26 protein-coding genes, 1 pseudogene and 1 riboswitch are annotated in these 26,307 nt (G+C 59.6%); of the genes and pseudogenes, 16 read left to right on the top strand and 11 right to left on the bottom strand.

Going from position 1 to position 26,307, the window contains the following annotated elements:
* Window position 1: 1 nt before the first annotated feature.
* From ACR0IK_RS22950 to ACR0IK_RS22920, 7 genes are all read right to left on the bottom strand, one after another.
* Window positions 2–1,159: an FIST N-terminal domain-containing protein gene (locus tag ACR0IK_RS22950; RefSeq protein ID WP_480643442.1), complete on the bottom strand. Its 1,158-nt coding sequence runs from the start codon at window positions 1,157–1,159 to the stop codon at window positions 2–4.
* 32 nt (window positions 1,160–1,191) lie between these two features.
* On the bottom strand, window positions 1,192–1,890 hold the full coding sequence (locus ACR0IK_RS22945) for a LuxR C-terminal-related transcriptional regulator (RefSeq protein WP_480596195.1): 699 nt from the start codon (window positions 1,888–1,890) through the stop codon (window positions 1,192–1,194).
* Window positions 1,891–2,024: 134 nt separating this feature from the next.
* Complete coding sequence (locus ACR0IK_RS22940; protein ID WP_480596193.1) at window positions 2,025–3,791, bottom strand: PQQ-dependent methanol/ethanol family dehydrogenase; 1,767 nt, start codon at window positions 3,789–3,791, stop codon at window positions 2,025–2,027.
* A 121-nt stretch (window positions 3,792–3,912) separates the two neighbouring features.
* A complete protein-coding gene (locus tag ACR0IK_RS22935) occupies window positions 3,913–4,254 on the bottom strand; it encodes an ATP-binding cassette domain-containing protein (RefSeq protein ID WP_480643440.1) in 342 nt (113 codons plus the stop codon).
* Window positions 4,255–4,470: 216 nt separating this feature from the next.
* The gene (locus ACR0IK_RS22930) at window positions 4,471–4,923 is read right to left on the bottom strand and encodes a cupredoxin domain-containing protein (protein ID WP_480643439.1); all 453 of its coding nucleotides are present in this window, start codon (window positions 4,921–4,923) and stop codon (window positions 4,471–4,473) included.
* A 103-nt stretch (window positions 4,924–5,026) separates the two neighbouring features.
* Window positions 5,027–5,983 carry a YVTN family beta-propeller repeat protein gene (locus tag ACR0IK_RS22925; protein WP_480596187.1) on the bottom strand — a complete coding sequence of 319 codons (957 nt, stop codon included), beginning with the start codon at window positions 5,981–5,983 and terminating at the stop codon, window positions 5,027–5,029.
* A gap of 55 nt (window positions 5,984–6,038) precedes the next feature.
* On the bottom strand, window positions 6,039–7,202 hold the full coding sequence (locus ACR0IK_RS22920) for an ABC transporter substrate-binding protein (RefSeq protein WP_480643437.1): 1,164 nt from the start codon (window positions 7,200–7,202) through the stop codon (window positions 6,039–6,041).
* 173 nt (window positions 7,203–7,375) lie between these two features.
* Here ACR0IK_RS22920 and pedF point away from each other — a divergent pair, with 173 nt between their 5' ends.
* Both pedF and ACR0IK_RS22910 read left to right on the top strand, forming a co-directional pair.
* Window positions 7,376–8,053 (top strand): cytochrome c-550 PedF, encoded by a 678-nt coding sequence (gene pedF / locus ACR0IK_RS22915; protein WP_480643436.1) that lies wholly within the window; start codon window positions 7,376–7,378, stop codon window positions 8,051–8,053.
* A gap of 19 nt (window positions 8,054–8,072) precedes the next feature.
* Window positions 8,073–8,975, top strand: a complete 903-nt coding sequence (locus ACR0IK_RS22910; protein ID WP_480643435.1) for a substrate-binding periplasmic protein — start codon at window positions 8,073–8,075, stop codon at window positions 8,973–8,975.
* Between the two features lie 7 nt (window positions 8,976–8,982).
* On the opposite strand, the gene ACR0IK_RS22905 is transcribed toward ACR0IK_RS22910, so the two are convergent.
* Window positions 8,983–9,870 (bottom strand): FAD:protein FMN transferase, encoded by an 888-nt coding sequence (locus ACR0IK_RS22905; RefSeq protein ID WP_480643434.1) that lies wholly within the window; start codon window positions 9,868–9,870, stop codon window positions 8,983–8,985.
* Window positions 9,867–11,945 carry a 4Fe-4S binding protein gene (locus ACR0IK_RS22900; protein ID WP_480643432.1) on the bottom strand — a complete coding sequence of 693 codons (2,079 nt, stop codon included), beginning with the start codon at window positions 11,943–11,945 and terminating at the stop codon, window positions 9,867–9,869. The genes ACR0IK_RS22905 and ACR0IK_RS22900 overlap by 4 nt, the downstream gene beginning before the upstream one ends.
* A gap of 140 nt (window positions 11,946–12,085) precedes the next feature.
* On the opposite strand from ACR0IK_RS22900, the gene pqqA reads away from it, so the two are divergent.
* The 9 genes and pseudogenes from pqqA to ACR0IK_RS22855 all read left to right on the top strand — a co-directional run bounded on the left by pqqA (window position 12,086) and on the right by ACR0IK_RS22855 (window position 16,704).
* Window positions 12,086–12,193, top strand: a complete 108-nt coding sequence (gene pqqA, locus ACR0IK_RS22895) for a pyrroloquinoline quinone precursor peptide PqqA (RefSeq protein WP_170429904.1) — start codon at window positions 12,086–12,088, stop codon at window positions 12,191–12,193.
* A 24-nt stretch (window positions 12,194–12,217) separates the two neighbouring features.
* Window positions 12,218–13,105: a pyrroloquinoline quinone biosynthesis protein PqqB gene (gene pqqB / locus ACR0IK_RS22890; RefSeq protein ID WP_480643431.1), complete on the top strand. Its 888-nt coding sequence runs from the start codon at window positions 12,218–12,220 to the stop codon at window positions 13,103–13,105.
* Complete coding sequence (pqqC, locus tag ACR0IK_RS22885; protein WP_480643430.1) at window positions 13,102–13,845, top strand: pyrroloquinoline-quinone synthase PqqC; 744 nt, start codon at window positions 13,102–13,104, stop codon at window positions 13,843–13,845. Before pqqB ends, pqqC begins: the two co-directional genes overlap by 4 nt.
* A complete protein-coding gene (gene pqqD / locus ACR0IK_RS22880; RefSeq protein WP_480643429.1) occupies window positions 13,842–14,129 on the top strand; it encodes a pyrroloquinoline quinone biosynthesis peptide chaperone PqqD in 288 nt (95 codons plus the stop codon). The genes pqqC and pqqD overlap by 4 nt, the downstream gene beginning before the upstream one ends.
* Window positions 14,126–15,211, top strand: a complete 1,086-nt coding sequence (gene pqqE / locus ACR0IK_RS22875; RefSeq protein WP_480643428.1) for a pyrroloquinoline quinone biosynthesis protein PqqE — start codon at window positions 14,126–14,128, stop codon at window positions 15,209–15,211. The genes pqqD and pqqE overlap by 4 nt, the downstream gene beginning before the upstream one ends.
* Window positions 15,212–15,440: 229 nt before the next feature.
* Window positions 15,441–15,629 (top strand): annotated as a pseudogene (locus tag ACR0IK_RS22870) (IS6 family transposase); the annotation flags it as partial.
* 508 nt (window positions 15,630–16,137) lie between these two features.
* Window positions 16,138–16,287, top strand: a complete 150-nt coding sequence (locus ACR0IK_RS22865) for a hypothetical protein (protein WP_480643427.1) — start codon at window positions 16,138–16,140, stop codon at window positions 16,285–16,287.
* A complete protein-coding gene (locus ACR0IK_RS22860) occupies window positions 16,245–16,544 on the top strand; it encodes a hypothetical protein (protein WP_480643454.1) in 300 nt (99 codons plus the stop codon). The genes ACR0IK_RS22865 and ACR0IK_RS22860 overlap by 43 nt, the downstream gene beginning before the upstream one ends.
* Window positions 16,426–16,704, top strand: coding sequence for an oligopeptide/dipeptide ABC transporter ATP-binding protein (locus ACR0IK_RS22855; RefSeq protein WP_480643426.1), 279 nt, complete (start codon window positions 16,426–16,428; stop codon window positions 16,702–16,704). Before ACR0IK_RS22860 ends, ACR0IK_RS22855 begins: the two co-directional genes overlap by 119 nt.
* A 27-nt stretch (window positions 16,705–16,731) precedes the next feature.
* On the opposite strand, the gene ACR0IK_RS22850 is transcribed toward ACR0IK_RS22855, so the two are convergent.
* The gene (locus ACR0IK_RS22850; RefSeq protein WP_480596163.1) at window positions 16,732–17,622 is read right to left on the bottom strand and encodes a LysR family transcriptional regulator; all 891 of its coding nucleotides are present in this window, start codon (window positions 17,620–17,622) and stop codon (window positions 16,732–16,734) included.
* Between the two features lie 105 nt (window positions 17,623–17,727).
* Here ACR0IK_RS22850 and ACR0IK_RS22845 point away from each other — a divergent pair, with 105 nt between their 5' ends.
* The 5 genes from ACR0IK_RS22845 (at window position 17,728) to ACR0IK_RS22825 (ending at window position 25,080) form a co-directional block, all read left to right on the top strand.
* Window positions 17,728–19,278: a proton-conducting transporter transmembrane domain-containing protein gene (locus ACR0IK_RS22845; RefSeq protein WP_480643424.1), complete on the top strand. Its 1,551-nt coding sequence runs from the start codon at window positions 17,728–17,730 to the stop codon at window positions 19,276–19,278.
* A gap of 14 nt (window positions 19,279–19,292) precedes the next feature.
* Window positions 19,293–21,695 carry a YbcC family protein gene (locus tag ACR0IK_RS22840; protein WP_480643423.1) on the top strand — a complete coding sequence of 801 codons (2,403 nt, stop codon included), beginning with the start codon at window positions 19,293–19,295 and terminating at the stop codon, window positions 21,693–21,695.
* Window positions 21,696–21,760: 65 nt separating this feature from the next.
* Window positions 21,761–21,865, top strand: a riboswitch (TPP riboswitch).
* A gap of 32 nt (window positions 21,866–21,897) precedes the next feature.
* Entirely contained in the window at window positions 21,898–22,878 is a 981-nt protein-coding gene (thiB, locus tag ACR0IK_RS22835; RefSeq protein WP_480643421.1) for a thiamine ABC transporter substrate binding subunit, read from the top strand.
* The gene (locus ACR0IK_RS22830; protein ID WP_480643419.1) at window positions 22,854–24,401 is read left to right on the top strand and encodes a thiamine/thiamine pyrophosphate ABC transporter permease ThiP; all 1,548 of its coding nucleotides are present in this window, start codon (window positions 22,854–22,856) and stop codon (window positions 24,399–24,401) included. The genes thiB and ACR0IK_RS22830 overlap by 25 nt, the downstream gene beginning before the upstream one ends.
* Complete coding sequence (locus ACR0IK_RS22825) at window positions 24,388–25,080, top strand: thiamine ABC transporter ATP-binding protein (RefSeq protein ID WP_480643418.1); 693 nt, start codon at window positions 24,388–24,390, stop codon at window positions 25,078–25,080. Before ACR0IK_RS22830 ends, ACR0IK_RS22825 begins: the two co-directional genes overlap by 14 nt.
* A 3-nt stretch (window positions 25,081–25,083) precedes the next feature.
* On the opposite strand, the gene speB is transcribed toward ACR0IK_RS22825, so the two are convergent.
* A complete protein-coding gene (speB, locus tag ACR0IK_RS22820) occupies window positions 25,084–26,049 on the bottom strand; it encodes an agmatinase (protein WP_480643417.1) in 966 nt (321 codons plus the stop codon).
* Between the last annotated feature and the right edge of the window lie 258 nt (window positions 26,050–26,307).

The raw sequence follows: 26,307 nt of genomic DNA, 5'->3' as shown, positions 1-26,307 counted from the left end.
CTCAGCCATCCTCGGGCGGATAAATCGCGACGCCGGTGAGCGTCTGATTCACATGCATCGAGTTGACCTGTTCGCCATAGGTGGAAAAGCCGACAACCCGGTTTTCCCCGAGCACCCGTGAGATGTCGGTTGTCATCTGCTTCTGCTGGGCTTCTAGGCGGCGCAGGATGCAATCGCAGGCCAGCACGATTTCCGGCTGTTTCTGCTCAGACAGGGCCGCCATTTCACGGGACAGATGCGTGACCATATTCTCGGCATCGGCCAGCGTGAGGACGACTCCCTCGTCAATGGCCGAGAAAAACACCAGATCGCCGTTTTCGGCCACCTGCTGGATCGCGCGCACATGGTGCTGATCACCGATCTGCACCACCACCGGATGGGCCGCAAAAGTAAAGGTTGTCAACTGCTCGGGATCCTTGTCGAGCAGACGTGCGTATTCCCGCGCAGCCGGTTCGGCATTGATCTCGTGGACGATGCGCCGGGCCGGATCGGCTCCGGTCACCACCATGCGTTTCTGGGCCGGGATGAGATGGTCGGTCTTGAAAACGTGGATAGGGCAGCGGCTGCGGACCTGAATGAGAATGGCGGCGTTGGAATGCGCGCGCCCACCATGCAGCACATAAGTTTTTCCGAAATCAGTGCCGTCGCCGGCCGAACCGCCAAAAAAGGGGACTGGTCCGAGTCCGACGGACAGTTGCGACGTTAGCATATCTTCCTTAGTGGACAGTCCGTCGATTAACAGAAAGGTAAAATCCGAAATCCAGCCCGGCGTTTCCCGCGCCATATGGTTTCGGTTGCGGATCATGCGCTCGATCAGGTTCTGGGCGTCAAACCGATCGAGATCGTCGATGAGGATGGTCCGGGTGTGAAAGTGGGTTTGCGGAAACCCGACAGCCACGATCTTGCCATCGGTATAACCCTTTTCGCCGATCTCTCCGGCCGTGGTGCAGCCAACCACCTGGGCTGGCGCAAAAACCCGCTGGGCTTCGTCGATCAGGCGGGACACATCAGTTTCCGGAGACAGAAACAGTAAAACCAGGGACAGATCTCCGGGCCTGAGCGCCCTGGCCAGTTGCGCAACCGCATCCGGGGCCAGGCAATCGACTTGTCCAGACCGCACGATTTGTGCCGCCCCGGACAGACCATGAATATGGCCCATCTCATTTCCTCCCCTGAAAACCGCGGGCCAGATTAGCCGTGTGGTGTTTGGTCGTGCAAGACATTTGCGAAGCTGGTCTGCTTTGCGATCAGTACCGCCTGCGTACGGCTCTGAACACCCAGTTTCCGCATGATCGCGGTGACATGCGCTTTGACCGTGGTCTCGGCAATCGACAGATCATAGGCGATCTGCTTGTTCAGCTTGCCTTCGCAGATCAGCTGCAGAATGCGGCCCTGCTGATTGGTCAGCGATGCCAATCGCTTCATTGCATCGTCCTTTTCGGCCGCGTCCGTTTCTTCGAGCAGAACGCAGTCGGACGGGATAAAGGTTTCCCCGCGCTTAAGAGTTTCCAGCGCCTGATAGAACACGTCTCGCTGGCTGTGCTTGGGAATGTACCCGGCGGCTCCGGCGTGAATTGCCGAACTGATGATGCGATTGTCGGCCATCGACGATGCCACAAGGATCGGGCATTTGGTGGCGTTGCGCAGACGCAAAAGCCCATCAAGCCCGTTTACGTCCGGCAGGTTCAGATCGAGCACGATCAGATCCGGTTCAGTGCCACGCGAGATCATGTCAAGCGCCCCTTGAAGAGTCGGGGCGGTGTGCATGCTGGTGATCGACGACACAACCTGCAATGTCATCGACAGGGCATCGCAAAACAAGGGGTGATCGTCCACGATTAGGGCGGAATTGAAAGTGATCGCCTGTGCTATGTCGGTGTTCGCGTGCATTTGAATCCAGATCAGATAGCGTTGCCTGCCATCATACCAAAGTAGCGGCTTAGCAGGATATACGCCTAAAGTCGTAGAACGACAAACGCGCACCTCGGGAGTGCGCGTTCTTGGTTGAGTGTATCGGTGCCGGATCAGTCGGCTGCAGCCAGTTCCTTGGGCAGCTTGAATGTCCAGACCATGCCACCCTGGTTCAAATAGTTGACCTTTTTGGCCACTTCACCGCCCCAGAGAGGAACCGCGCCGCCCCATCCCGAGACAATCGAGACATATTGCTCGCCGTCCTGCTCCCAGGTTACAGGCTGGCCAACAATGCCCGAACCGGTCTGGAACGACCACAGCTCTTCGCCTGTTTCGTCGTCAAAGGCGATGAACTTGCCTTCCGGCGTGCCGGTGAAGACGAGGCCGCCGGCAGTGGTCATCACACCGCCCCAAAGCGGTGCGTCGTTCTTGAATTCCCACTTGACCTCGCCGGTGTCGGGATCGATCGCCTTGAGGCTGCCGATGTGGTCCTCGTAATTGGGCTTGATGGTGAAGCCTGCGCCCAGATATGCGGCGCCTTTCTTGTACGAGATCGGTTCGTTCCAGATATCCATGCCCCACTCGTTCGACGGGACATAGAAATTTCCTGTGCGCTGCGAGAACGCCATCGGCATCCAGTTCTTGCCGCCCAGGAACGAGGGCGAGGCAAAGATCACGTCACCCTTCTTGCCGTCTGCCGCATCTGCCGGGTTACCGGGCCGGTTTTCCTCTACAAAGATCGGGCGCCCAGTCTCGTCGATGCCGCTGGCCCACGAGATATCCTTGACGAAAGGCGTGGCGCTGACAAAAGCACCGTCCTCGCGGTTCAGCACGTAGAAGAAACCGTTACGGTCGGCGGTGGCAAAGCGCTTGTTGCCTTCGCGGTCGGTATAAGCGACCACTTCGTTGACACCGTCATAGTCCCAGCCTTCGCGCGGGGTGGTCTGGAAATGCCACTTGATCTCACCGGTTTTCGGGTCGATGCCGATGCGGCTGGCGGCATAGAGATTGTCGCCCTTGTTGCCTTCTGTCGGGGTGCCGGCGTTACGTAAATGGCTGTTCCAGGGTGCGGGATTGCCGGCACCAAAGACGAGCGTATCGGTGTCGGCATCGTAGGAACCACCCAGCCAGGTTGCGCCTCCACCGGTTTTCCACATATCGCCCGGCCAGGTCGCGTTGAGCGTTCCGGTCATGGTGGATTCTTCACCGTTGAGCGTGCCCATGTGACCTTCGATCACCGGGCGGGTCCAAACAAGCTCGCCGGTTTCGGCGTCGCGCGCCTGCACTTCACCGATGATGCCGAACTCACCACCCGAGTTACCGGTCACGACCAGACCGTCCACGATCAGCGGTGCGGCTGTATAGGAATAGCCGGCCTTGTAGTCGGCGATTTTCTTACGCCATTTCACGTCGCCGGTTTTCAGGTCCAACGCCACGATGCGGGCATCCAGGGTGCCGAAATAGAAATTGTCGCCATAGATGGCACCGCCGCGATTGATCACGTCACAACAGGGCAGGATGCCTTCGGGCAGGCGTGCGTCGTACTGCCAAAGCTCTTCACCCGTGTTCACGTCGATGGCATAGACACGGCTGTAAGAGCCAGTGATATACATCACCCCGTCATAAATCAGAGGCTGGGTTTCCTGACCGCGCTGCTTTTCGCCGCCCAGGCTGAAGGCCCAGGCCGGGATCAATTTATGGATGTTTTCCTTGTTCAGTGTGTCCAACGGGCTGAAACGCTGCAGGTGACGTCCCATACCGTTGGTCACGATCTGCGACGTGACGGACTGGTCATTCCTGATTTCTTCTTCGGTCACTCCGGCGTGGCTCGCGCCAGCCAACATGACCCCTGCAACTGCTGCAGTGATAAAGCGATTCATGTGGGCTCCTCCCATGATGTATTTGTTCCAAAGCCAGGCGCCTAGTCGCGCGGGTTTCCGGCTATGTGCATTATTGGGAACAGGTTGACCCTGGGGTATTGCACAAAGGTCGTAAGACAGATCAGGCCATGCGCCGTGTCAGCCCCCGTGCGGGATCGAGCCCCCTGACCGACAAGCCAAGAAACACCACTGAGGCAACACAGGTCCACATCAGCGCGATGCCATTGAGCAGCAGAATCAGGCAATGGGCGATTTCCAGTCGCCTCCGGTGACCACCGCTGAGGTTGCGCACGGTTTCCTTTGACCGGTTGCGCGTGATGAGCCGGTCCAGAACGGCATCGGCGCGGGATTGGGTCAGCTTGCCCGACAATCCGTGTAGCGCGGCGAAAAAGGTGAGGGTGAGTATAACCGAGAGATTCAAATCAAACGTGGGCTGCTGAAAGACAACTCGGATGTTTTTCAAGGCAATGCGGGGGTCCCTTGCCATGTCGTGTTAGGCAATTTCGATGCGGTCTTGAGGGACGTAAACAGCCGGATTAGAAGGCCGAACAGGGTGGATTCCCGGCCCAGTTCGGACCCAGCAACGCACAGAAAGCGCCGGACGGGACGTGAGAATTCATATCGTCCGACGCCTGTTTCGTACTTTTGGCATAGCTCAGGTTTTGGACACTGAGGCCGATCACTGTATGGCGATCTCTAGTTTCTGGGTCTCGCCGGTAGAGCCGGGAACCTTGAGATGGTAGCGACCTGGTTTCAGTGCGATGAAGCCTATCTCCATTTCGCCGGCCTCATCAAACTCGATACTGTCGAGCCCCAGCGGGCGGATTTCGAGCCCTTCGACCACGATTTCGTCGATCCAGATGGCGCGGAAGAATTCAGAGCCGACAAGCGCCAGCTCCTGGCTGCCGTCGCCCTGGATTTCGAATTCGTAATAAGTGCCGGATTTGAGTTCCCAGGGGGCGTCCGTCAGGGGCATGCCGGCAGAGAGGATGATCGGCGGCAGATCTTCCTTGTTGGTAGCCGAGAGCAGGCCGGCCATGCCGAACTGGGGTTCGTCATCGTTGTTATCTGCTATGGCAGCGGCGGGCAGAACCAGGGTCAGAAGGGCGACGGTTAGGGATTTGGTTAGCACGGTTAATCTCCTGTCGGTTCGTTTTTTGGGGCTAATAGGCACCGGACTTGCATCGCGCGTGCCCTAACTGGCAGCCCAGGCGGAGGATGGCGGATGGGGCGCGTTACGGTCGCATCGCCGCGCCCCAGGGGAAGCGGCCCACTTTGACGGATTTCAACGCCTCGCGGCTGGCCACGTCGATCACGGTCACGTCGCCCGAAACACCGTTGGTTGTGAACAGCAGCGATTTGTCCGGGGAGAAATCCATGTGCCAGACCCGGCGGCCAACAAGGATATAATCCTCGACCTCATACGTTTCTGCATTGACGACAGCGACGTGGTTTGAGGGGCCCAGTGCGACGAAAACGGCCTTTTCGTCTTCGGTGAATTCGAAGCCGACGGGTTGTACACGGTCGGGATGCACGCCCTTGACGGCGAATTCGATTTTGGCCTTCTCGGATTGGTTGACTGTGTCAAAAACAGTGATGGTGCCGCCAATCTCGGAACTCACCCAGAGCTCGGAACCGCCTGCGGTGAATTCGGCGTGACGCGGTCGGCTGTCAACCAGCGTGTTGGCGAACAACTCGCGGGTTTCGGTGTCGATCCAATGCGCCATGTTGGTGGTTTCCGAGGTGGTGATGGCGATCTTGCCGTCGGGGCTCACGGCCATGCCTTCAGGTTCGATGCCTACATTGATCTGGGCGATCACCTTGCGGCTTTCGGTGTCGACTACCGTGGTTACCGCGTCATCCTCGTTGGCGATGTAGAGATGGCGGTCATTGGGGTGCAGAACGAATTGTTCCGGGTCTTCACCCGATGGCAGGTCGTGCAGGATTTGACCTGTATTCGGATCCATTACCTGAACCGTGTCGCTGTCCGAGGCACAAATATAGACGCGGCTGTAATCCTTGGAAAAGGTGATGCCGCGCGGGCGCTCGCCGGTTGGAATCGTTCGGGTGACTTCAAGCGTGTCCACATCAATCACGCTGATCGTGTCGTCCTTTTCGTTGGTAACCCAGATCTCGGCGGCATGAAGCGGCGTCGTGATGCTGAGGGCGGCAGTGAAGAGCAGGTGTTTCATTGTGCGGCTCCGTTGGATGCCTCTCGCGAGAATTTTCGCAATAGGTGAAAGCAGGTCATTGGAAGGCATTGCAGGCGCTGTCCGGCGCATCGAGGCCCAGCGAGTCAAGCTCGTTATGCTGATGCAGGTACCCTTCGAGCGGTGGCTGGGCGACGAGGGCACTTTTGGTGACCAGCGGGATCGGCTGGCGCAGCTGACCGTTCCATTTGCGGTAACTGAGCGGGCGGCCCTTGAAGCCAGCCAGTTCGAATGTATCCGACAGGATGAATTCGCGAAGATCGGCGGGTTCCGAGCTATTGGTGCGGGTCGCGGCCTCGCCAATCGTGCGAATGGCGGCCCAGGCGGCATAGTCCCGGGGCCGCATCGGACGGTTGGCCAGGTCGCGGAACCGCGATTGCAATTGGGCCGCGCCCCATTGTTCGACCACTGGTGCCCAGGCTGTGGGCCTGAGCCCCTCGGAGCCGGCAACCGGGCGCGGCAGCCAGGTGTTGAAGGCAATGTAGCGGCCAAAATCGTTCAGCTCGTCGGCGATCAGCAGCAAGTCGTATGTGCCGAGGTCTTGCGTGAACAGAGAAACCTCCTGCGCTGCATTGCGGCGCATATCCGCATCAAAGCTCCAGGTTTTTTCGGCCGTGATGCTGAGGGCGAATTTAGCGGCACTTTGGCGCAAAGCATCGGCAAAAGCTTGGTCCTGCGGGTGTTCACCGGAAATCAGGGCCAGCGTGTCCCAGCGTTTGGTGCGGGCAAATTGCATCATGGCGTCGCTGCGCATCTGGTAGGACGGCAAAGTGTGCAACAGGTTGGCGCGACAGTTCTGACTGCGCAAACTCATGTCGGCACTGGAAGTGTTGAACAGCAAGGCGTCGCCCGCAGCGGGCAGGTCGGCTATTTTCAGCAAGGTGTCTGCCGGGACATCTAGGATCAGGAAAGGCGTCTGTTCCAGCGCTTGGCCCGCAGCCGCGAGCGGGTCGCCACCCACGGGGATCACCACGGTTTCCAGGTGGTACTTATGGCCGAGAAAAGCCCCGGTGGTTTGGTTGTCACTCAACCCCAAATGGGCGCCCTTCTCGCCCAGGTCGTCGGGGATTGGGTCAAGGTTCGACAGAGTTGGAGGGCGGTCGGTTTCCTGCTTGAGAAAGACCATTGGTATACGAATCTCGGCAACCGCGGTGCCAGCTGCAATCATCATGACAGTGAATGTGAGCATGAGATTTCGCATGTTTCCTCACCAGAAGGTTTTCGGTTACTCCAAGGCTAAGGCCTGATCGACAGGGGGGGCCATTGGACCATGGTCGTATGGTGAATCGGCTGATCTAGAACTTAAGTCTCGTATCGAGCGTGTGTTCGTCTCCGCTAAAAACTGAGTGGGAAACACACGAACGGGAGGACTAGATGTTCAGACTGTCCATGGCCACGATTGGCCTGATTGCCGCAAGTTCGATGGCGCATGCCCATGGCGATGTGGCACCGCAACCGATGAATACCGATGCTTTGCCGGATGTGGGCGAAGAGTGGCTGATCGAAAACCCTTATCGCGATCAGGGTGAAGAGGTCTGGAAGGCCGCAATAGAGATCGGAGACAGCGGTTACAATCAGAACTGTGCCCGGTGCCACGGTCTGGGAGGTGTGTCCGGTGGGCTGGCGCCTGATCTGCGCTATCTCGAAGCCGAAGAATATGGCGACGAATGGTTTGTCGAACGATTCCAGACCGGATACACCCAGAATGGTATCACCAAGATGCCCGCCTTTGGCGAATTGCTGGGGCAGAAGGCCGCATGGGCGATCCGCACCTATATCGAGACCCGGCCCGATGATGGTGAATTGGACGATGTGACGCCACGGCTGATACAGATCCGGGATGAACTGACCGCAATGGCGGATGGTGGCACAGGTGATGTCGAAGCCCTACGCAGCGAGTTGAATACGGTTGCCGAAGGTGTGGCGACCGGTTCCGGAGCACCCGTGGCCGACAGCGTTGCCTTTCGTGCGGCGAGCCTGATTTCCGGCGATCAACCGGATTTTGCCGGTGCGGCCGAAGTCCTGACCATCGGTCTGTCAGCAGCCAACTAGAAAATACAGATTGGGGCACATGAAACGTTTTCTTACCGGAACTTTTTTCTCCCTGTCGGTTGTCTGTGCCTCGGCACAGACCGCATCAGCCCGATGCGAAGATCATGTGCCCCAAGCCAAGCCCCAAAACGTGTCGCGGGATCGGGTTGGGCAGAATCTCGATACGATTCAGGAACGCGGGTTCATTACCTTTGCCGCCTACGAGGATTTTCCGCCCTGGTCGTTCGAGGAGGACGGGAAGATCAAGGGCGTGGATGTTGAGATCGGACGCCTGATCGCGCAGGAGCTGGGCGTCGAGGCCCGGTTCAATCTTGTGGCGCCAGGCGAGGATCTGCAGACCGATCTGCGCAACTGGATTTGGAAAGGCCCTATCGTCGGCGGCAGTGTGGCCAATGTCATGCTGCATGTGCCTTATGACAGCGAATTTGCCTGCCGGGTTGAACAGGTGGTTTTCACCGGGCAGTACCATGTCGAAGAAATCGCCATCGCCTATCGTAAAGAAGCCTATCCGGAGGACCCACCGGTTCCGGCCTATTTCCGCTTTGACACGGTCGGGGTCGAGAACGACTCGATTGCCGATTTCTACCTGTCATCCTTTCCCGGTGGGCAGCTGTCGCACAATGTGACCCGGTTCCCTTCGATGGCGGATGCCATGGCGGGGCTGGCTGTGGGTCAAACCATGGCAGCGATGGGGCCTCGGGCGCAGCTGGAACACGGCGCAACCGAAAATCTGGCAGTGCATAGCCCACCGCTGCCGGGCTTTGCCGTGGGGAAATGGACCGCCGGGGTTGCGGTTCATTTTGCGTATCGGCCACTGGCCTATGCAGTTGGAGATGCGGTTTTTGCCGGGGTAGAAGATGGGCGCGTGGCGCAGATATTCGCCGAATACGGTCTGACGTTCGCGCCACCGATATTGCGCTGAAGCGGCTTTATCCCAGGGTCTTCAGATCCCCGTAGCGATCGACCAACGTGGCTTTCGGCGTTCCGGGCAGGGCGCGGAGCGCATCACGGATCCGGGGTTCAGACATCAGGCAAAAGGCGGTCGAGGCCGCGTCGGCGATGGCAGCGCTGTCGGCCTCGACGCTGACCGTGGACCAGCGCGGTTTCCCGTTAGGGTGCAGGATATGGCTCTGATCCGCGCTGAGTGTCAGTGCCGAAGGGCTGGATGTGGCAATCGCTCGGTTTTCCAACGTGCGGGTAGCCACTAGTCCAAAGTCGGGGTCTTCCACGCCAATGCGGAAGGGGCCGCCGAGGGCTGCAAATTCTCCGATGTTGATCAGCGTTCTGGTCAGGCCCGATTGCTGCAGGACCTGCCGGGCAATGTCGGTGGCAAAGCCCTGCGCGATCCCGTTCAGGGTTAACGCCTGACCGTAATCCAGTCTAACAACCCGCGGTAAGACCTGTACGCGATCCCAACCCAACAAAGCGCGCGTCGGTGCGGGGTCCTCGCCCCGTGCAAGCGCCAGCCAAAGCGGTTGTACGGTCGGATCGAATAGCCCGCTTGTTGCGCTGTGAACCTGACCGACCTGTTCCAGAAGCGCGACGAAATCCGGATGGGGTGCGTCCAGGTTGCCGCTTCGGTTCAGGCGGGACAGATCGGAGTTGCTGTCATAAAGGCTGAACAGACGCTCCAGGCGCGGCAGTAACTGCCTCAGCTGATCAAGGGCGGGTTTTGCCTGATCTTCCGGAGCATGCAGTACCACTGAAACCCGTGCTCCCATGGCGTGGCCCTGCCAGCGCAGCGGGGTTGCGATGGCGGGCGTTGCCAGCGCGGCGGCGGAAATGGTCAGGAACCGGCGGCGGGATAACGGGCTCATTCGGCTGCCTCCATCCGTTTGGTGGCGCGCCGCGAAGCGATTATCAAAGGTACGCATCGGTTTTGATCGTTGTGGATGGCGACGCAATCAAGGCAGCCGAAACACTCGGAATATCGGATTGCGCCGGATTGACGGATCGCGCCATAGGCGCATTTCGCCCTGCACAGTTGGCAAGGTGACCCGCATTCCCTTCTCCGTTTGATCCAGTCGCGCCCCCGGATCAAGCCGCCAATGGCCATCACCGCACCCAGCGGGCATACATAACGGCAAAACCCCTTGAACAGCACCATCCCCAGGATCAGCCAGATCGCAGCATAGGTGGCATAGCCCCAGTCGCGGATGAAGTACGTGGTGATGGCAGTCTTGAAAGGTTCGACCTCAGCGGCTTTGTCCAATTGGTCAGGCGCTGTGAACAGAGTGATGAAAAGACCCGCCAGCACCGCGTACTTTAAAAGCTTGAATCGTGAGTCCCACGCGGGCGAAAGCTCAAGCCGGGGCAGGCTCAGAGTGCGTCCGAGGTTATGGGCGAATTCCTGCAACGCGCCAAAAGGGCAGAGCCAGCCGCAGAAATAACCGCGACCCCAAAGAACGAACCCGAGAAAAGTGGCCCCCCAGATCAGCAGCGAAAATGGATCATAGGTCAAAAAGGCGAAACTGCCGCCTTCAAACGTGGCACGAACAACCGCCAGCACCGTGACAACTGACAGCTGGCCCTGGCCCCACCAGCCGACAAACACTGTCACAAAAGCAAGAATCACCAGTCGAGTCGGGGTGAGGGTGCGGCTTTGTGCCAGTGGATTCTGGGCAAATAACAGCAGCGCGGTCAGGCCGGTCAGGAACAGGGTCAGAATGATCATGTCGGCCTGCCGCGCGCGCAGAGCATCCAACCAGGGGGGGGTCGCCTTTGTTGCTTTTGCGCGCGAGAAAAACCGCTCGTCGGTTGCGTGGGTGACCGGCAGATTGATAGAGCCGGTTTCAGGCTGGAACATGCCGTGCTGGCGGGTGGCGGCGACGTTCAGGGTCCATTTCCGGGAAGGATCAAACCCGAGGCGCCGGTCCGTTCGCAGGATCATCATAGCCCCGTCATGCAACTCGCCAGGCAAGTTGTCCGACAGTTCGACAAATAGATCGCTGTCGCGCAGCGCAACCGGCAATCCGTCTTGTTCCGCAGACAGCCAGTCCGGCGCGGTGTTGCGCACGAAATCCGGGCTGACCAATCCGTGACGAGCGGTTTCAATCACCAGAATCGGTTCGTCATTCGGTGAGATTGCGAGAAAGTCCTGCAACTCGCGAAACCCGCCATCGGACAAGACCGTGCGGGCGATGGAGGGTGGACCGAGATCCACGATCCAGAGATCGAGGTAAGGCGCGTCCGGGTCAGTTTGGGCCTCGGGATCGTCATCCTCCCAAATGGTGTCGTCAAAGGCGTCGTTGACCTGAGCATTGGAAATGACTGTATGGGTTGCGATGCCCTGCGACACGAGATCTTCCCATGTCAGGGCTTCGGAATACTCCGGATCGGGATGTGCGGGTGGAATGGTCGAAATCCCTTCCATCTTCTCCCGTGCGACGGCGAGGGCAGCGGCCATAACCGATTCATGGGCGATACGAACCGAGGCTGTGGCTTTGATGACGCCATCCAGATAGACCAGCGACGAACCGGTCCCACCGCTGCCATAGGGGGTTCCGACGACGATGGATGAGGAAATGGATAACCCGGGATATTGTTCGAAAAATCTGTGAAACGGAGCTTCGCCCAAGCCTGACACAAAGATCGGCTCATTGTGTTCGATCAGGCGTACGTCCAGGAATATTCCCTCTAAATCGAGGACAACCAGCGCGTTGATCGCCGATCCCGAAAAGCCGGGCAGGGGGGCAAGCGGTTCGGTTTCAAAAACATATCCTGCCTTGGCCCCCCCCGAGTTCAGCAACTGATAGACACCGTTTTCACCGATGGGGTCACCGAGGGAGAACGGTGGCATGATAAGCTCGGAAAGCGTCGCCCGGTCCAGCGGCGCGGCCGGAACAAGGCGCGCCGAAAGGCAGAACAGCAGTGTGAACAAAATAACGCGCATGTAACGACCCTACGCAGCGGAGGTGCGCGCACCCTATTGGACATTGGTCGCAGACCCGGTCTACGACCAAAGGCCAATACGCAAGATTGGGGCTCGTTGGTAGGTTTAAGGCACTCTAACCCGCCAGCGGAGGAAGTAAGATGGCCTGGACAGCACCCAAACTAAAAGAAGTGAACTGCGGCATGGAAATCAACATGTACGCGCCGTCCGAGGACGAAGGTCGCGAATACGAACGTGATCTGTTTTGAACCGCGTCTGAACGGGTAACGGCCATGCGGTTTCTGGTTCTTGGCGCGGCGGCTGGTGGCGGACTGCCACAGTGGAACTGTGGTTGTTCCAATTGTCAGGATGCTCGTAGCGGCAAGATCGCCCCGGCGAGCCAGTCATCGCTGGCCGTTTCTCTGGGTGGACGCGATTGGGCGGTGCTGAATGCATCCCCCGATATTCGCGCCCAGATGATGGCCTGCCCCTCGATGCATCCGCGCGGCTTGCGGGGTTCACCTATTGCATCAGTTTTGCTGACAAATGGCGATATTGACCATATCGCCGGATTGCTTTCCCTGCGCGAGCAGACGCCGTTCACAATCTATGCGACTTCCGAGATCCACAAGGTTCTGGAGGACAACTGTGTGTTTGACGCGGTGAACGCGGAAAAGGTTTCGCGGGAACGGATTAAGATCGGCCACGGCTTTGAGGTTCTGCCGGGATTGCAGGCCCGGGTGTTCCCGGTGCCGGGCAAGGTGCCGCTGTTCATGGAAGGCGAGACGGTTCAGACCGATATGGTCGGGGAACAGACTGTGGGGGTTCGCCTGAGCGACGGGCAGACCGTGGCCTATTACGTTCCCGGATGCGCGGATGTGACCGTGGATCTTCTGGAAACCTTGTCGGATGCGAACCATTTGTTCTTTGACGGCACGCTGTGGGACGACAACGAGATGATCCGGTCGGGAACCGGCGTGAAATCCGGAAAACGAATGGGGCATATCTCGATCGGCGGACCGGAAGGTTCGATTGCCCGACTGGCCGGGCTGAAGGCAGACAAGACTTTTATACACATCAACAACACAAACCCGGTCTGGCAGCCGGACGGCCCGGAACGCGCATTTGTTCACGCTCAGGGCTGGCGCGTCGCTGCTGATGGGATGGAGATAGTGACATGAACGCACACAGCCGCAACGTCGGAACACTGGAAGAGCGGCTGCGTGCGATCGGGGCCGAACGCTATCACGACAAGCACCCGTTTCACCACATGCTGCACGGAGGGCAATGTAATCCGGACCAGGTGCGGGCCTGGGTCATCAACCGCTGGGCCTATCAGGCAGCGATACCGATGAAGGATGCCGCTTTCCTGTCCCGGTGCAGCGATCCGCAGATGCGGCGGGAATGGCGCAGCCGGATCGAGGATCACGACGGTAATGTGGACGGTGGCGGAGGAATTCGCCGCTGGTTGAAGCTGGCCGAGGCGGTAGGGCTGGACCCTGATTATGTTGCAAGCGGACGGGGGGTTCTGCCAGCCACGCAATTCGCTGTGGACGCTTATATCCGCTATGTACGAGATAAACCTTTGCTCGAGGCGGTGGCTTCGTCGCTCACTGAATTGTTCGCGCCCAAGATCCACGAACGCCGCATTGAGGGTATGTTGCAGCACTATGATTTCGCCAATGCCGAAAGCATGTCGTATTTCAAAAAACGTCTGACCGAGGCCCCAAAGGACGTGAAATTCGGATTGGCCTGGGTTCTGGAGCACGCCGATACGCCGGTAAAGGAGGATGCGGCCTGCGAGGCGCTGATCTTCAAGACCAATGTGCTGTGGGCGCAGCTGGATGCGTTGTGGGGAGCATATGTGGAACCGGGCCGCATTCCGCCCGGTGCCTGGCAGCCCGGAGAAGGCATGGCATGAGCCTGGCGTTAACCGATACGGATCGCCCTTATCTGCCGCGTGGTGTTCGAATGGTGGAGGACCGGCTGCGGGGCGGCAAGGTTCTGCTGGCGCCTGAAAAGGCCATAGCTCTGGACAAGATTGGCGAAGCTATTTTGTCCCGGGTGGATGGCTACGCCGAGTTTGGCGCAATCATTGCTGACCTCGCAACAACTTACGACGCCCCCGAAGAGCAGATTTCCAAGGATGTGCAGCGGTTCATGATCGGGTTGCGCGCCCGGATGTTTCTGGGGGTCCACTTATGAGTGTACCTTCACCCATCGCCATGCTGGCGGAACTGACGCACCGCTGTCCGCTGGCCTGCCCTTACTGTTCGAACCCTTCCGATTTGCTGGGTCGTGACAGCGAACTGGACACTGAAACATGGGTCGATGTTTTTCGGCAGGCGGCAGAGCTCGGTGTTCTGCAGTTGCATTTGTCGGGCGGTGAGCCTGCATCGCGCACGGATATCGTGGAATTGATGCAGGGGGCACATGATGCCGGGCTGTATACCAATCTGATCACCAGTGGGATTGGTCTGACCCCGCGACGGCTGGATGTGTTAGAAGCGGCGGGGATGGATCACATCCAGCTTTCACTGCAGGGTACCAATGCGGAGCTGGCGGATTGGGTTGGCGGGTATCGGGGCGGATTTGATCGCAAGATGAAGGTGGCGGCCGAAATCAGAGACCGGGGAATTCCTCTGACGCTGAATGCGGTGATGCACCGGCATAATCTGGACGATCTGGAACGCACCATCGAATTGGCGGTCGAGATGGGCGCGCGCCGGCTTGAAGTGGCCTGCGTGCAGTTTCACGGCTGGGCCACGAAGAACCGCAATCACCTGTTGCCAACGCGTGAGCAGACAATAGAGGCCAAACGTATCGTGGCCGAGGCTGAAAACCGGCTGCGCGGGACGTTGGCCTTCGACTTCGTGCCGCCTGACTATTATGCGGATTTCCCCAAATCCTGCATGGGCGGTTGGGGATCGACTGGGCTGAACGTGACGCCAAACGGGACAGTTCTTCCGTGCCACGCGGCCGAGAGTATTCCGCATCTAGCATTCGAATCTGTACAGGATAAAAAGCTTGCGGAAATCTGGTTCGATAGCCCGGCGTTCAATGCCTATCGCGGCACTGACTGGCTGCCCCAGCCGTGTCAGAGTTGTGACCGAAAGGAAATCGATTTCGGTGGTTGCCGCTGCCAGGCGCTGGCCATCTCCGGGGACGCGTCGGCCTCGGATCCGGTTTGCGGAAAATCCCCGAACCATGGTCTGATCACCAAGATTCTCGAGCAGGCGGCTAAGCCGACAGAAACGCCCATGTTGTGGCGGGGGGCGGTATCGTAAAAGTGAACCTTTTTGAGGGGCTTTGTTGTCACGGTGCGCTTAAATGCTGGTTGCCTGCCTAATAACTTGCGCAAAATAAATGGTTTGTTGAGCAGTCGTTTTTGGGATGTATCATTAATTGCCGGGCTGTGTGACCTGCAGCGTGTGTCGCAAGCTTTTTCGTCTAGATTGGCGATCACGCAGGTTCCGACTTTTGTTCTCAGCATATGTTTCTTTCACAGGTTTCAGCATGGTCTCATTGAACGGCGGCCATTTTCCCAAGGATGCAGTTTTGTATGCTGTGTACTTCTAATTGCGGCACATTTTGTCGTATCGGAGTTTAGAAGAGATTATGGCCGAACGTGGCGTTCAAGTGGACCTCGCCACTCTCAACAGGTGGGTTGTGAAGTCTTCATCGATGATCGCAGTGCGAGCGCGGGAAGCGTCCAGCCGTCGCCTAGTTCTCTGCCAAAGCGCTGTTCTTCGTCTGGCTCGGCTTGAGTCCACCCTTGGTATTGAGGGGAGTTCTTCTGCAGCAGGCACAATCGGTGCGGCCCATCGAACAGACCCCGTGGCTGTACATCCCGGCGGTGTTGACGCGACCCACAGCATCGAGCATTTGCATAACCGGCTTAAACCGGTGCAGGGTGATACTCCCGGCCCCATGAGCCGGTTGACCGACTTCCCGTTCCCAGTCATATGCGCACGGGCAACTTCCGGCATTTGAGACGCGAAGGAACTTGTTGAACCTACCTCGATGCCGGGCTTCACTGTGCTCTGCCGACGGCACGGTGACAAAGATCAGAGCGCGACATGATCCCCAAAAGCGATACGCTGATCGAGGTCAAGGACCTGCCCGCCCACGTCCCGATCTAGACCCGCAAGAAAAAAGGTGACATCGATCTGCCGTATGCGTCCGAGTCCGAGCTGCGCAAGGTCCGTCCAAGATGAGACTGGTGTTTCAGGATACGTATTCCTCGCTGAACCAGCGCATGACCGTGCGCGATATCAATACCGAGCCGCTGGCGGCCGCAAGCACGATCAAGGAAAACAGATGGATGCCCGTGTGCGCGAGATTGCGGCGCGCTGCAGGCTAATTCTGGAACATCTGCTCTGCGACGAAGGCGTTTCAGCGTTGGATGTGTCGATTCTGGCCGAGATAGGTGTTCCGTCCCTGTACGTCACCTACGATCTGTTCGTCGTGGTGAGGATGTCGCACCGGGTCACGGTGCTCTATGCCGGGAAATTCGCCGAATGCGCCCCAACCGAAACGTTGTTCTTTGCGCCGAAACACCCCCTATATCCAAGTTCTGCAGTGCGCGATCTGCACCGCCGTCCCGGATGCGGGGTTTGATCCGATCCGGCTTCGGGGCGAAACTCTCAACACGCTGGCCGCTCCGTCCGGGTGCCGGTTCCACACGCGCTGCCCGGTTGTCAAGGGTAGATGCAGCGCCGAAGCACCCGAATTGCGCGCGGTTTTACCGGAGCATTTTGTTGCCTGTCACTATACGTAAGAGTACGATTTCTTCCGCTCGTGGGGGTCAGGGCAAAAGCATGGGGTCAGGATCGTGTGACAGCAGGTCCTGAACCAACGGATTGGGAAAACGGCGGCGCAGCGTGATGGCGTAGAAGGCTTCTTTGATGCGCGGATGTTCCTGCGCTTCGACCAGCCGCCCTGAATTCAGTTCGTCCGTAACGACGATGGGCGCGACAAGGGCCAGCCCGATATCCTCGCGCGCCAAAAGTCGCACCATCGCCATGTCATCGACCTCGGCCGCGACTTGCGGGCGTTCTGACAGGCGGCTGGCCATGGCATCAAACGCTGTGCGCACGCTGTTGTCGGTGGTGGGCAAGATGAAAGGTTGCGTTTTCAACAGCTCTTTGATCGGCGTTTTGGGGTCCAGCCGGTCGGGCGTGCCGATGATGCTGACCGGCTGTTCGGCGATCTGGTGAGTCTCAAACGGGGTTAGGCTGTCATCCGGTGGCAGGCGATTCATCAGAACCAGATCGAGGTTCAGCGTCTCAAGCCCCTCCATCAACTCGGCCGGGCTACCGGACCGCAGGATCACCTCGACATCCGGCCGCGACAGGATGGGGCGTAGAAATCCGATCTGAAAGTTGCGCGACAGGGTCGCCAAGGCCCCCACGCGCAAGGCTTTGCGGGTCTGCACCGTCTCGGTCAGAGTGGCGACAAGTTCTTGTCCTGTCGAGAAAATCGCATCCGCATGGTCCAGGGCGATGCGTCCGGCCTCGGTGAGGTACAATTGACGACCGCGACGCTCGAAAAGATCGTGGCCCAACCGTTCCTCTAGTTGCTTGATTTGCACCGACAAGGCGGATTGCGACAGGTTCAGCCGTTGTGCCGTACGGGTAAGGTTCCCGTCATGGGCCACGGCCCAGAAATACCTCAGGTGATGATAGTTCAGTGGCATAACGTTCTATTTAATAGAACGAAATAAGAAGAACAATGAATTTTTAATGACACAGAATCTGTCCTAACTGATTGTCCCAAACGGATAACCCAGGGACACGTCACCATGTTGTATCTCTATCTCCCACTCCTCAACCCGCTGATCCTGATCGCTGCTGCAATCTATGCAGGGCGTCATCCGGGACTGCGCCCGGGCCGAGTGCCGAAACTGGCCGAAGCCGCGGCCTTTGCCGCCTTCGTGATCGCCTCCGCCGCTTCCTTTTTATTGGTGATCTACGGCCCCGGCACGTCGGCCTTGATCGGAGCCTTCGGCGTTGGGTTGTCAGTCAGGCTGGATGCGGTTAGCGCGGTGATGCTGGTGCTGGTCAGCTTCATTGGCTGGATCGTCCTGCGCTATTCTGTGACCTATATGGATGGCGAGGCCAGACAGGGCAAATTCACCCAATGGATGGCCTTGGTGCTGGCCTCGGTCCTGATGTTGGTTATGTCGGGCAACCTGATCCAGTTGTTGGTTGCGTGGACCACGACCAGTCTGGTTCTGCACAAGCTACTGCTGTTCTACCCGGATCGCGCAACTGCACAACGCGCCGCACGCAAGAAGGCAATTGTGTCACGGCTGAGTGAATGCGCCCTGGCCTCAGCCGTGGTTCAGCTGATCGCGGCAACCGGAACCACCGATATCCACACGATCCTGACGACGGTTCAGTCCAACTGGCTGACCACGACGGCGGCCCTGATGATCGCAGTCGCGGCAGTTCTGGCCTCGGCCCAGTTCCCAGTGCATGGCTGGCTGACCGAGGTGATGGAGGCCCCGACGCCGGTTTCGGCCCTGCTGCATGCGGGTGTGATAAATGCGGGTGGATTCCTGTTGATCCGCTTCGCCGATGTCATGCTGGCGGCGCCCGGAGTGATGGCCCTGCTGGTGATGTTGGGCGGGTTCACCGCGCTGTTTGGTGGGTTGGTGATGCTGACCCAACCTGCGGTAAAAACCTCGCTGGCCTGGTCCACGATTGCCCAGATGGCATTCATGGTTATGCAGTGTGGGCTTGCGCTGTTCCCGCTGGCGCTGCTGCATATCGTGGCGCATTCGCTGTACAAAGCGCATGCGTTCCTCAGCTCGGGTGAGGCGGTAAAAAACGTTACCGCCATTCACCGCCCCGGTCCCATTGCGGTGCCCAGTGCCAGCAACGTGCTACGGGCCTTCGGGACAGCGATCGTGATCTATGCTTTGGTCGGGACGGTGCTGGGCTTTGACGGCAAGTCGGTTCAGGCCATTACTCTTGGCGTCATCCTGATCTTCGGCGTGGCTTACCTGCTGGCGCAGGGCTTTGCCGATGCCGCGCCGCGTCAGCTGACACAGCGCACGGCGGTCTATGCGCTGGTGACCTCGGTCAGTTACTTCGTGCTGCAGATCATTGCGCAGCATGTGACCGCCGGAGCCTTGCCCGCCACCCCCGCGCCGGGACCGCTGGAATGGGCGCTGATCGTGCTGGCCTTGCTGAGTTTTGGGTTCGTTGCGGTGGCGCAGGCGACTTTCCCGCTGTGGGCGGCGCACCCGGCAGCGGCGGGCCTGCGGGTTCACCTGTCAAACGGTCTTTATGCCAACGCGATTTTCGACAAGTTGCTGGACGGTTGGTCCAGACGGTCCGCAGCCTGAAAGGAACTGAACCGATGTTTGCAAAGCTCGAAGCGTATACCGCACCACTTCTGGAACTGGTGGCCGAAGCCAAATCCGCCGCTTATGCGATCCCGCCCTTGTTCCCTTTATCTTCGAATGTCGCGGTGAACCCGTTTCTCGGCCAAAGCGACGAGCCGCTGGCCGTGACCTCGGCGCGACTGGCGCGGGTTGCGGGCACACGGATCACACCTGATCGGACACATTGGGCTGCAAAGTTGCGTACGGGTGAGATGACCGAGGCGGACATTCTGGATGCGCTTTCTTCAATTGAGGGACCGTTCAACGTCCCAAGCCTTGAGGATGTCATGGTTTCGCTGAAAACGGAGGCACCGCATACCGAAGCTTTGCCCACTGTGGCTGAACTGGCGGCCGAGGTTTCCGGTACGGACTGGCCTGCCCTGATTGAGGACCGCATCGGCATCTGGGCGGCCAGCCATTTCGATCAAGGGCAGGCTTTGTGGCAACAGGCCCGGACCGGAGGCGCTTTCAGCGTCTGGCGCGAGTTTGCCTCTCGCGACCTGACGCCGGAAATTCAGGGTCTGACCGGGTTTGGCGCCTTTGTTGCGGGTACCAACCGATCGCATTGGCGGGCAGTTGGCCGGTCGTCCGAACGGCTAGGGCTCAGCACCGAGGCAGCCGCTACCGCCTATCATCGGTGGCTGACGACCCTGGGCGGATGGGCGCAATACGCGCGCTACCTGCAGTGGGAAGCTGAGCTGAAAGGTGAACAGAACAATACCGTGACCGAGCTGTTGGCCGTGCGGATGGTCTTCGATGAGGCGCTGTTCGTGCTTTACGAAGATCAGATCGCCGAGCGATGGGCAGAGATTGTGGCCGCGCATGCGGCACCGGTGACGCCAACCGCCGAATTTGTGATCGATGCTGCTCTGCAGGAGGCCGCCGAACGGGCACAACAACGCGCATTGGGAGAAAGGCTGCTTTCGGGCACCGCGCGCAAAGCCGATGGTCGGGCGCAGGTGCAGGCCGCGTTCTGCATCGACGTCCGGTCCGAGGTGTTCCGCCGCGCGTTTGAGGCGCAGGATCCCGGGATCGAAACGCTTGGGTTTGCGGGGTTCTTTGGCCTTGCCAGTGCGCACAAGGCAGCGGGGTCGGATGTCACCGAGGTCCATGGCCCGGTGTTGTTACAGCCATCCGTGTGCTCTCAGGCCAAGGAACCGGCGGGTGCGGATCTGGCCCGCCGTTACTCGGCCCGGGCCAAGCGGGCCTGGGGCCGGTTCAAGCTGGCCGCTGTATCCTCGTTTGCTTTTGTCGAGGCGACCGGGCCCTTGTATGCCGGAAAGCTGATGCGCGACGCATTGGGGGTTGCCGGAAAGTCCAAGGTTGACCCGACACCTCAATTGGACCCGAAAATCGATCTGGACACTCGCGTTGGCATGGCCAAGGCGGTGCTGACGGCGATGTCTCTGACCGACAGTTTCGCCAGGATCGTTCTAATGGTCGGGCACGGGGCCGAGGTGACCAACAACCCGCATGAAAGCGCGCTGCATTGTGGCGCGTGCGGAGGTCATTCGGGCGACGTGAACGCGCGGCTGTTGGCCGGGCTGCTGAACGATGCGCAGGTCCGTTCGGGGTTGGTTGGGCAGGGGATCGACATCCCCGCCGACACCCTGTTTGTCGCAGCAATGCACTCGACCACAACAGATCGGGTCAGCCTGTATGAACAGGATTTGCCGCCCGGCGACCGGGCCGGTGATCTGGCGCAGGTGAAAACCTGGCTGGATGTGGCCGGACAGCTTGCCCGGGCCGAACGCGCGGTACGTCTGCCGCGCGCCGACAACGCCACGGATATTCAGCGCCGCGCGCAGGACTGGGCTGAAACCCGCCCCGAATGGGGCCTGGCCGGATGCCGTGCCTTCATCATAGCCCCGCGTCATCGCACGGACGGGGCGAACCTGGAAGGGCAAGCCTTCCTGCACAATTACGATTGGCGCAAGGATGACGGCTTTGGCGTGCTGGAACTGATCATGACCGCCCCGGTGGTGGTCGTCAGCTGGATCAGCCTGCAATATTACGGCTCGACCGTGGCGCCCGCCCTGTTCGGCGGCGGCAACAAGCTGCTGCACAATGTAGTCGGTGGTATCGGTGTGCTTGAAGGCAACAACGGCGCGCCCCGTCCGGGCTTACCGTGGCAGTCGATCCATGACGGCGAAAGCTATCAACATGAACCGCTTCGCCTGTCGGTTGTCGTCGAAGCACCGCCCGAGGCGATGTCGGGCATTCTTGATCGGCACCCGCAGGTGCAGGCGCTGTTCGACAACGGCTGGCTGCATCTGATCGCCATGGACGACCAGGGCAAGCTGGCCTGGCGTTATACCGGAGACCTGAACTGGACCCCGATCAGCGCCCCGTCCGATCAGGTCATCGCGGCGGAATAAGGTGAAGCCGACCAACGGACAGCATGCGAAACGGGTTGTCTTTTGGTCGGTTCCCGCCTAGTCAGAGCCTCACCTCGGGGTGCGTGGCCTGCCACGCTGAGATGCCATAGGCGAACCCGTTGAACCTGAACCGGCTAGAACCGGCGGAGGGAAAGGTAACGGTTTCATCCATCCTTGCCCTCTCGCCGCAATGGAGGATGACATGAAACATCTGATGATTGCTGCGGGAATCCTGAGCGCAACCACGGCTATGGCAGCCGATAAACCTCAGCTGACCGTGTACACCTATGACAGCTTTGTTTCGGACTGGGGCCCCGGCCCGCAGGTGAAAGAGGCGTTTGAGGCGGTCTGTGACTGCGAGCTGAACCTTGTCGGCGTCGAGGACGGTGCGGCGTTGTTATCGCGTATCCGGTTGGAGGGCGAGAACTCGGACGCCGACGTGGTGTTGGGGCTGGACACCAATCTGATCACCGCGGCCAAGGAAACTGGCCTGTTTGCCCCAAGCGCAGTCAGTGCCGAATACACGCTGCCGATCGAATGGACGGATGACGTGTTCGCGCCCTATGATTGGGGCTATTTCGCTTTTGTCCATAACGCGGATGCTGCGGCTCCTGCGAACTTCCGTGAACTGGCCGAGGGTAACACCAAGATCATCATTCAGGACCCGCGATCCTCGACCCCCGGTCTGGGACTGCTGTTGTGGGTGCAGGCGGCTTATGGCGATGAGGCGCCAGATGTCTGGGCCGGTCTTGCCGACAACATCGTTACCGTGACCAAAGGCTGGTCCGAGGCCTATGGCCTGTTTCTGGAAGGTGAGGCCGACATGGTCCTCAGCTACACCACCTCGCCCGCCTATCACCTGATCGCCGAGGAAGACGCCAGCAAAGCGGCGGCCGCTTTCGACGAAGGGCACTATATGCAGGTCGAGGTTGCGGCCAAGCTGGCCGGGTCCGATCAGCCGGAACTGGCGGATCAGTTTCTGAACTTCATGGTCTCAGATGCGTTCCAGCAGATCATCCCGACCACCAACTGGATGTATCCGGCGGTGACCCCGGCAGTTGGTCTGCCCGAAGGGTTCGAGACGCTGATTCAGCCGGAAAAATCCCTGCTGTTTTCTCCGGATGAGGCCGCCGTTGTGCGGGATCAGGCGCTTGCGGAATGGCTGAGCGCGCTCAGCCAGTAAGCCCCTGGCCGGGTGTTGGCGCGGCGGCTATGGTTGCCGCGCTGATTTTGGGGACACTCGCCGCCGTAGCCCTGCGGGCCGAAGCGGCAGGTGGATTCGGCCCGGCGGATTGGGCCGCCTTGCGGTTCACGCTTGTGCAGGCGGTTTTGTCGGCCCTGTTCAGTGCAGCGCTAGCGGTTCCTGTTGCGCGGGCACTGGCCCGGCGGCGATTTCCGGGACGACGCTTTCTGATTGCTTTGCTCGGGGCGCCGTTCATTCTGCCGGTCATTGTGGCGATCCTCGGGCTGTTGCAGGTCTTTGGCCGCGCGGGCTGGATTTCGGAGGTATTGGGATTCTTTGGTTTGCCGCCGATGCGGATCTACGGGTTGCACGGCGTTGTGCTGGCACATGTATTTTTTAATTTACCGCTGGCCACGCGGCTAATCCTGCAGGCCTGGCAGGAAATCCCGGCCGAACGCTTTCGTTTGGCCGCGCAACTGGGCTGTGACGGGATGGCGATGTTTCGTCTGATCGAACTGCCAATGCTCAGGCGCATCCTGCCGGGTGTACTGGCCGTGATCTTCGCCATCTGTCTGACCAGTTTTGCCGTCGCCCTGACCTTGGGCGGAGGGCCACGGGCGACGACGATTGAACTCGCGATCTATCAGTCCTTTACCTATGATTTTGACCTTGGCCGGGCGGCGTTGTTGTCCGCCTTGCAACTGGCCCTGACCGCAGCGGCTGCACTGGCCGCCTTGAAGTTCTCGCGCGGAGATGGGTTTGGGGCAGGTCTGGACCGGGCCATCCGCCGCTGGGACGGCGGCGCGCCGGTGCTTGACACGTTTTGGATACTGGCGGCGGCGGCGTTTCTGCTGCTGCCCTTGGCGGCAGTGGTCATTTCGGGGATCTCGGGGCTGTTCGAGATGCCTTCGCTGGTGTTCCGCGCCGCGCTGATCTCGGTTCTGGTGGCGGCGGCCAGTACGGCCGTCCTGTTGATGCTGGCCTTGCCCATGGCCATGGCCGTTGCGACCGGGCGGTATGGGATCGTCGAACTCAGCGGTATTCTGGGGCTGGCGGCGTCGCCCTTGGTGATCGGAACTGGCCTGTTCATCCTGATCCGTCCGGTGGCCAACCCAACCGCACTAGCGCTGCCGGTGACGGCGCTGGTGAATGCGGTCATGGCGCTGCCATTCGCCCTGCGTATTCTGGTGCCTGCGGCGCGGGATGTGGTCACGCGGCATGGGCGGCTGGCACTGTCATTGGACATAGGCAAAAAGACCTTCTTCACCCGGATTCTGCTGCCCCGAATGCGCCCGCAAATCCGCTTTGCTGCAGGTCTTGCGGCCGCGCTGTCGATGGGTGATCTCGGCGTGATCGCCCTGTTCGCCGATCCGCAGATCGCAACCTTGCCGCTGCAGATTTACCGGCTGATGGGGGCCTATCAAATGCAGGCGGCGGCCGGGGCGGCGCTGTTGCTTTTGTTGCTTTCGATGGGGGCGTTCTGGCTTTTGGATCGCGGAGGGCGATTACATGCTGAAACTTGACGGTTGCGTCATTGAGAATGGCGGTTTCACCTTGCAGGCTGACTTTTCTGTCGAAGCCGGGTCCAGCGTTGCTATCGTCGGCCCCTCCGGCGCGGGAAAGTCGACGCTGTTGGAGGCTATTGCCGGGTTTCGCGGCCTCAAACAGGGGAAAATCCTGTGGCAAGGGCAGCGCATCTCCGGTCTCGCTCCTGGCAAGCGCCCGCTGGCGATGCTGTTTCAGGATGGCAACCTGTTTCCACATCTGACGGTTGAACAGAACGTTGCTCTGGGCCTGCGCCCCAACGGGCGGCTGTCGGCCGAGGAGCAATCGCAGGTCCAGATCGCGTTGGCCCGCGTGGCACTGCCCGGCTTTGAGGGACGCAAACCGGCCGAGTTGTCGGGCGGGCAACAAAGCCGGGTGGCGTTGGCCCGGGTCCTCGTGCAACACCGTGAAATGCTGTTGCTGGACGAGCCTTTTGCGGCGCTGGGACCCGCACTGAAAGCCGAAATGCTGGACCTTGTTGCGGGGTTGCTGACCGAGACCGGAACAACCCTGCTGATGGTCAGCCATGACCCGCAGGACGCCCGCCGCATCGCCGACCAGACCGTGCTTGTGGCCGACGAACGGGCGCACCCGCCTGCGGCGACAGAGCAGCTGTTCGACAACCCGCCACCCAGTCTGCGTGCCTATCTGGGTTAGCCACTATCTTCGGTTGTGGAAGATGAAACCAAGGAAGTTCAGCAGAACCTGCGCCGCCAGGATTTGCGTGCTTTCCGTCTGATCATAGGCCGGGGCAACCTCGACCAAGTCGATGCCGACCACGTTGCCGCGCTTGCTCAGCCCCTGCAGGATTTCCAGCACGTCATAATACAGAAACCCGCCATGACTGGGCGTGCCGGTTCCCGGCGCGATAGAGGGGCAGAACGCGTCGATATCTATGGTGACATAATAGCGTGCGCCCTCGGGGATACGGTCCAGAACACCATCCGTTCCCAGTTTGCGCACCTGCCGGACCGAAAGGATATCCGAGCCGCGCGCGCGGGCATCCACATAGCCTTCCCTGGCAGTCGAAGACACGTTGCGGATGCCCAGCTGCGTCATCCCCGAGACATAGTCCTTTTCGATCGCCCGTCGCATCGGGTTGCCGTGACCTTGGCTGACGCCGTGGCGCTCGTCCACGAAATCCAGATGCGCGTCAATCTGGACTAAGTGAATCGGGCCGTTCTTTTCGCAATCCTCGGCAAAAGCACGGATGCAGGGAATGTTGACCGAGTGATCGCCTCCGATCGTCACCGGCAGGGCACCGGCGTCCAGTATCTTTTTCACCCCGTATTCGATGTTAGCGTGGCTTTCGTCTGTCTTGGTATGAACGATATCAGCGTCGCCCAAATCAACGATACGCACATCGCTGCCCAGATAGGTGGCGTCATCCTCATGGTCATAGGCCCCGGCGTGGCCAAAACTAAACAGGGTCGAGGCCTCGCGTATGGCACGTGGTCCGAACCGAGCGCCCGAACGGTACTGACATCCGAAATCAAACGGCGCGCCAAGGATAGCGACATCGGCATCGATCTTGTCCCAGTCTTCAACATAAGGCTTCTTGCCAAAGGTCGCGATACCGACAAAGGGCAGGTTCAGACGACCCGATTCATAGCCATGACCCGACATGATTTCTCCGTACTTTATGCGTTACCGATACGCCAGCCCGACAGGAACTGCGTGAATTGAAGTGACGCCACCAGCAGCCCGGTGACGGTCCGCAGGATGATAAGACAAGAGTTGCACACCGCAAGCTAATGCAGGCACACGCCGCTGAAAAGCGGTGGTCTACGCCTTTAATTCACTGCGGCGTTGATAGGAGTTGTTACGAGGGATGGTGTGATTTGGCTGATTGTTCTTCCCCATCGGGTGACGGGGTTTTCTGCG

The sequence above is a fragment of the Ruegeria sp. BF7 genome, from assembly GCF_056538605.1.
This window is presented reverse-complemented; position numbering and strand designations above follow the sequence as displayed.

Coding starts and splice junctions, on each gene's coding strand:
- pedF (WP_480643436.1), top strand. CDS start 7,376: ATGTTCAGACTGTCCATGGCCACGATTGGCCTGATTGCCGCAAGTTCG.
- speB (WP_480643417.1), bottom strand. CDS start 26,049: ATGTCGGGTCATGGCTATGAATCGGGTCGTCTGAACCTGCCCTTTGTC.
- ACR0IK_RS22900 (WP_480643432.1), bottom strand. CDS start 11,945: ATGCGCGTTATTTTGTTCACACTGCTGTTCTGCCTTTCGGCGCGCCTT.
- ACR0IK_RS22855 (WP_480643426.1), top strand. CDS start 16,426: ATGCCGGGAAATTCGCCGAATGCGCCCCAACCGAAACGTTGTTCTTTG.
- ACR0IK_RS22860 (WP_480643454.1), top strand. CDS start 16,245: ATGGATGCCCGTGTGCGCGAGATTGCGGCGCGCTGCAGGCTAATTCTG.
- ACR0IK_RS22920 (WP_480643437.1), bottom strand. CDS start 7,202: ATGCGAAATCTCATGCTCACATTCACTGTCATGATGATTGCAGCTGGC.
- pqqE (WP_480643428.1), top strand. CDS start 14,126: ATGAGTGTACCTTCACCCATCGCCATGCTGGCGGAACTGACGCACCGC.
- pqqD (WP_480643429.1), top strand. CDS start 13,842: ATGAGCCTGGCGTTAACCGATACGGATCGCCCTTATCTGCCGCGTGGT.
- ACR0IK_RS22945 (WP_480596195.1), bottom strand. CDS start 1,890: ATGCACGCGAACACCGACATAGCACAGGCGATCACTTTCAATTCCGCC.
- pqqC (WP_480643430.1), top strand. CDS start 13,102: ATGAACGCACACAGCCGCAACGTCGGAACACTGGAAGAGCGGCTGCGT.
- pqqA (WP_170429904.1), top strand. CDS start 12,086: ATGGCCTGGACAGCACCCAAACTAAAAGAAGTGAACTGCGGCATGGAA.
- ACR0IK_RS22840 (WP_480643423.1), top strand. CDS start 19,293: ATGTTTGCAAAGCTCGAAGCGTATACCGCACCACTTCTGGAACTGGTG.
- ACR0IK_RS22905 (WP_480643434.1), bottom strand. CDS start 9,870: ATGAGCCCGTTATCCCGCCGCCGGTTCCTGACCATTTCCGCCGCCGCG.
- ACR0IK_RS22825 (WP_480643418.1), top strand. CDS start 24,388: ATGCTGAAACTTGACGGTTGCGTCATTGAGAATGGCGGTTTCACCTTG.
- ACR0IK_RS22865 (WP_480643427.1), top strand. CDS start 16,138: ATGAGACTGGTGTTTCAGGATACGTATTCCTCGCTGAACCAGCGCATG.
- pqqB (WP_480643431.1), top strand. CDS start 12,218: ATGCGGTTTCTGGTTCTTGGCGCGGCGGCTGGTGGCGGACTGCCACAG.
- thiB (WP_480643421.1), top strand. CDS start 21,898: ATGAAACATCTGATGATTGCTGCGGGAATCCTGAGCGCAACCACGGCT.
- ACR0IK_RS22940 (WP_480596193.1), bottom strand. CDS start 3,791: ATGAATCGCTTTATCACTGCAGCAGTTGCAGGGGTCATGTTGGCTGGC.
- ACR0IK_RS22925 (WP_480596187.1), bottom strand. CDS start 5,983: ATGAAACACCTGCTCTTCACTGCCGCCCTCAGCATCACGACGCCGCTT.
- ACR0IK_RS22950 (WP_480643442.1), bottom strand. CDS start 1,159: ATGGGCCATATTCATGGTCTGTCCGGGGCGGCACAAATCGTGCGGTCT.
- ACR0IK_RS22910 (WP_480643435.1), top strand. CDS start 8,073: ATGAAACGTTTTCTTACCGGAACTTTTTTCTCCCTGTCGGTTGTCTGT.
- ACR0IK_RS22850 (WP_480596163.1), bottom strand. CDS start 17,622: ATGCCACTGAACTATCATCACCTGAGGTATTTCTGGGCCGTGGCCCAT.
- ACR0IK_RS22830 (WP_480643419.1), top strand. CDS start 22,854: ATGGCTGAGCGCGCTCAGCCAGTAAGCCCCTGGCCGGGTGTTGGCGCG.
- ACR0IK_RS22845 (WP_480643424.1), top strand. CDS start 17,728: ATGTTGTATCTCTATCTCCCACTCCTCAACCCGCTGATCCTGATCGCT.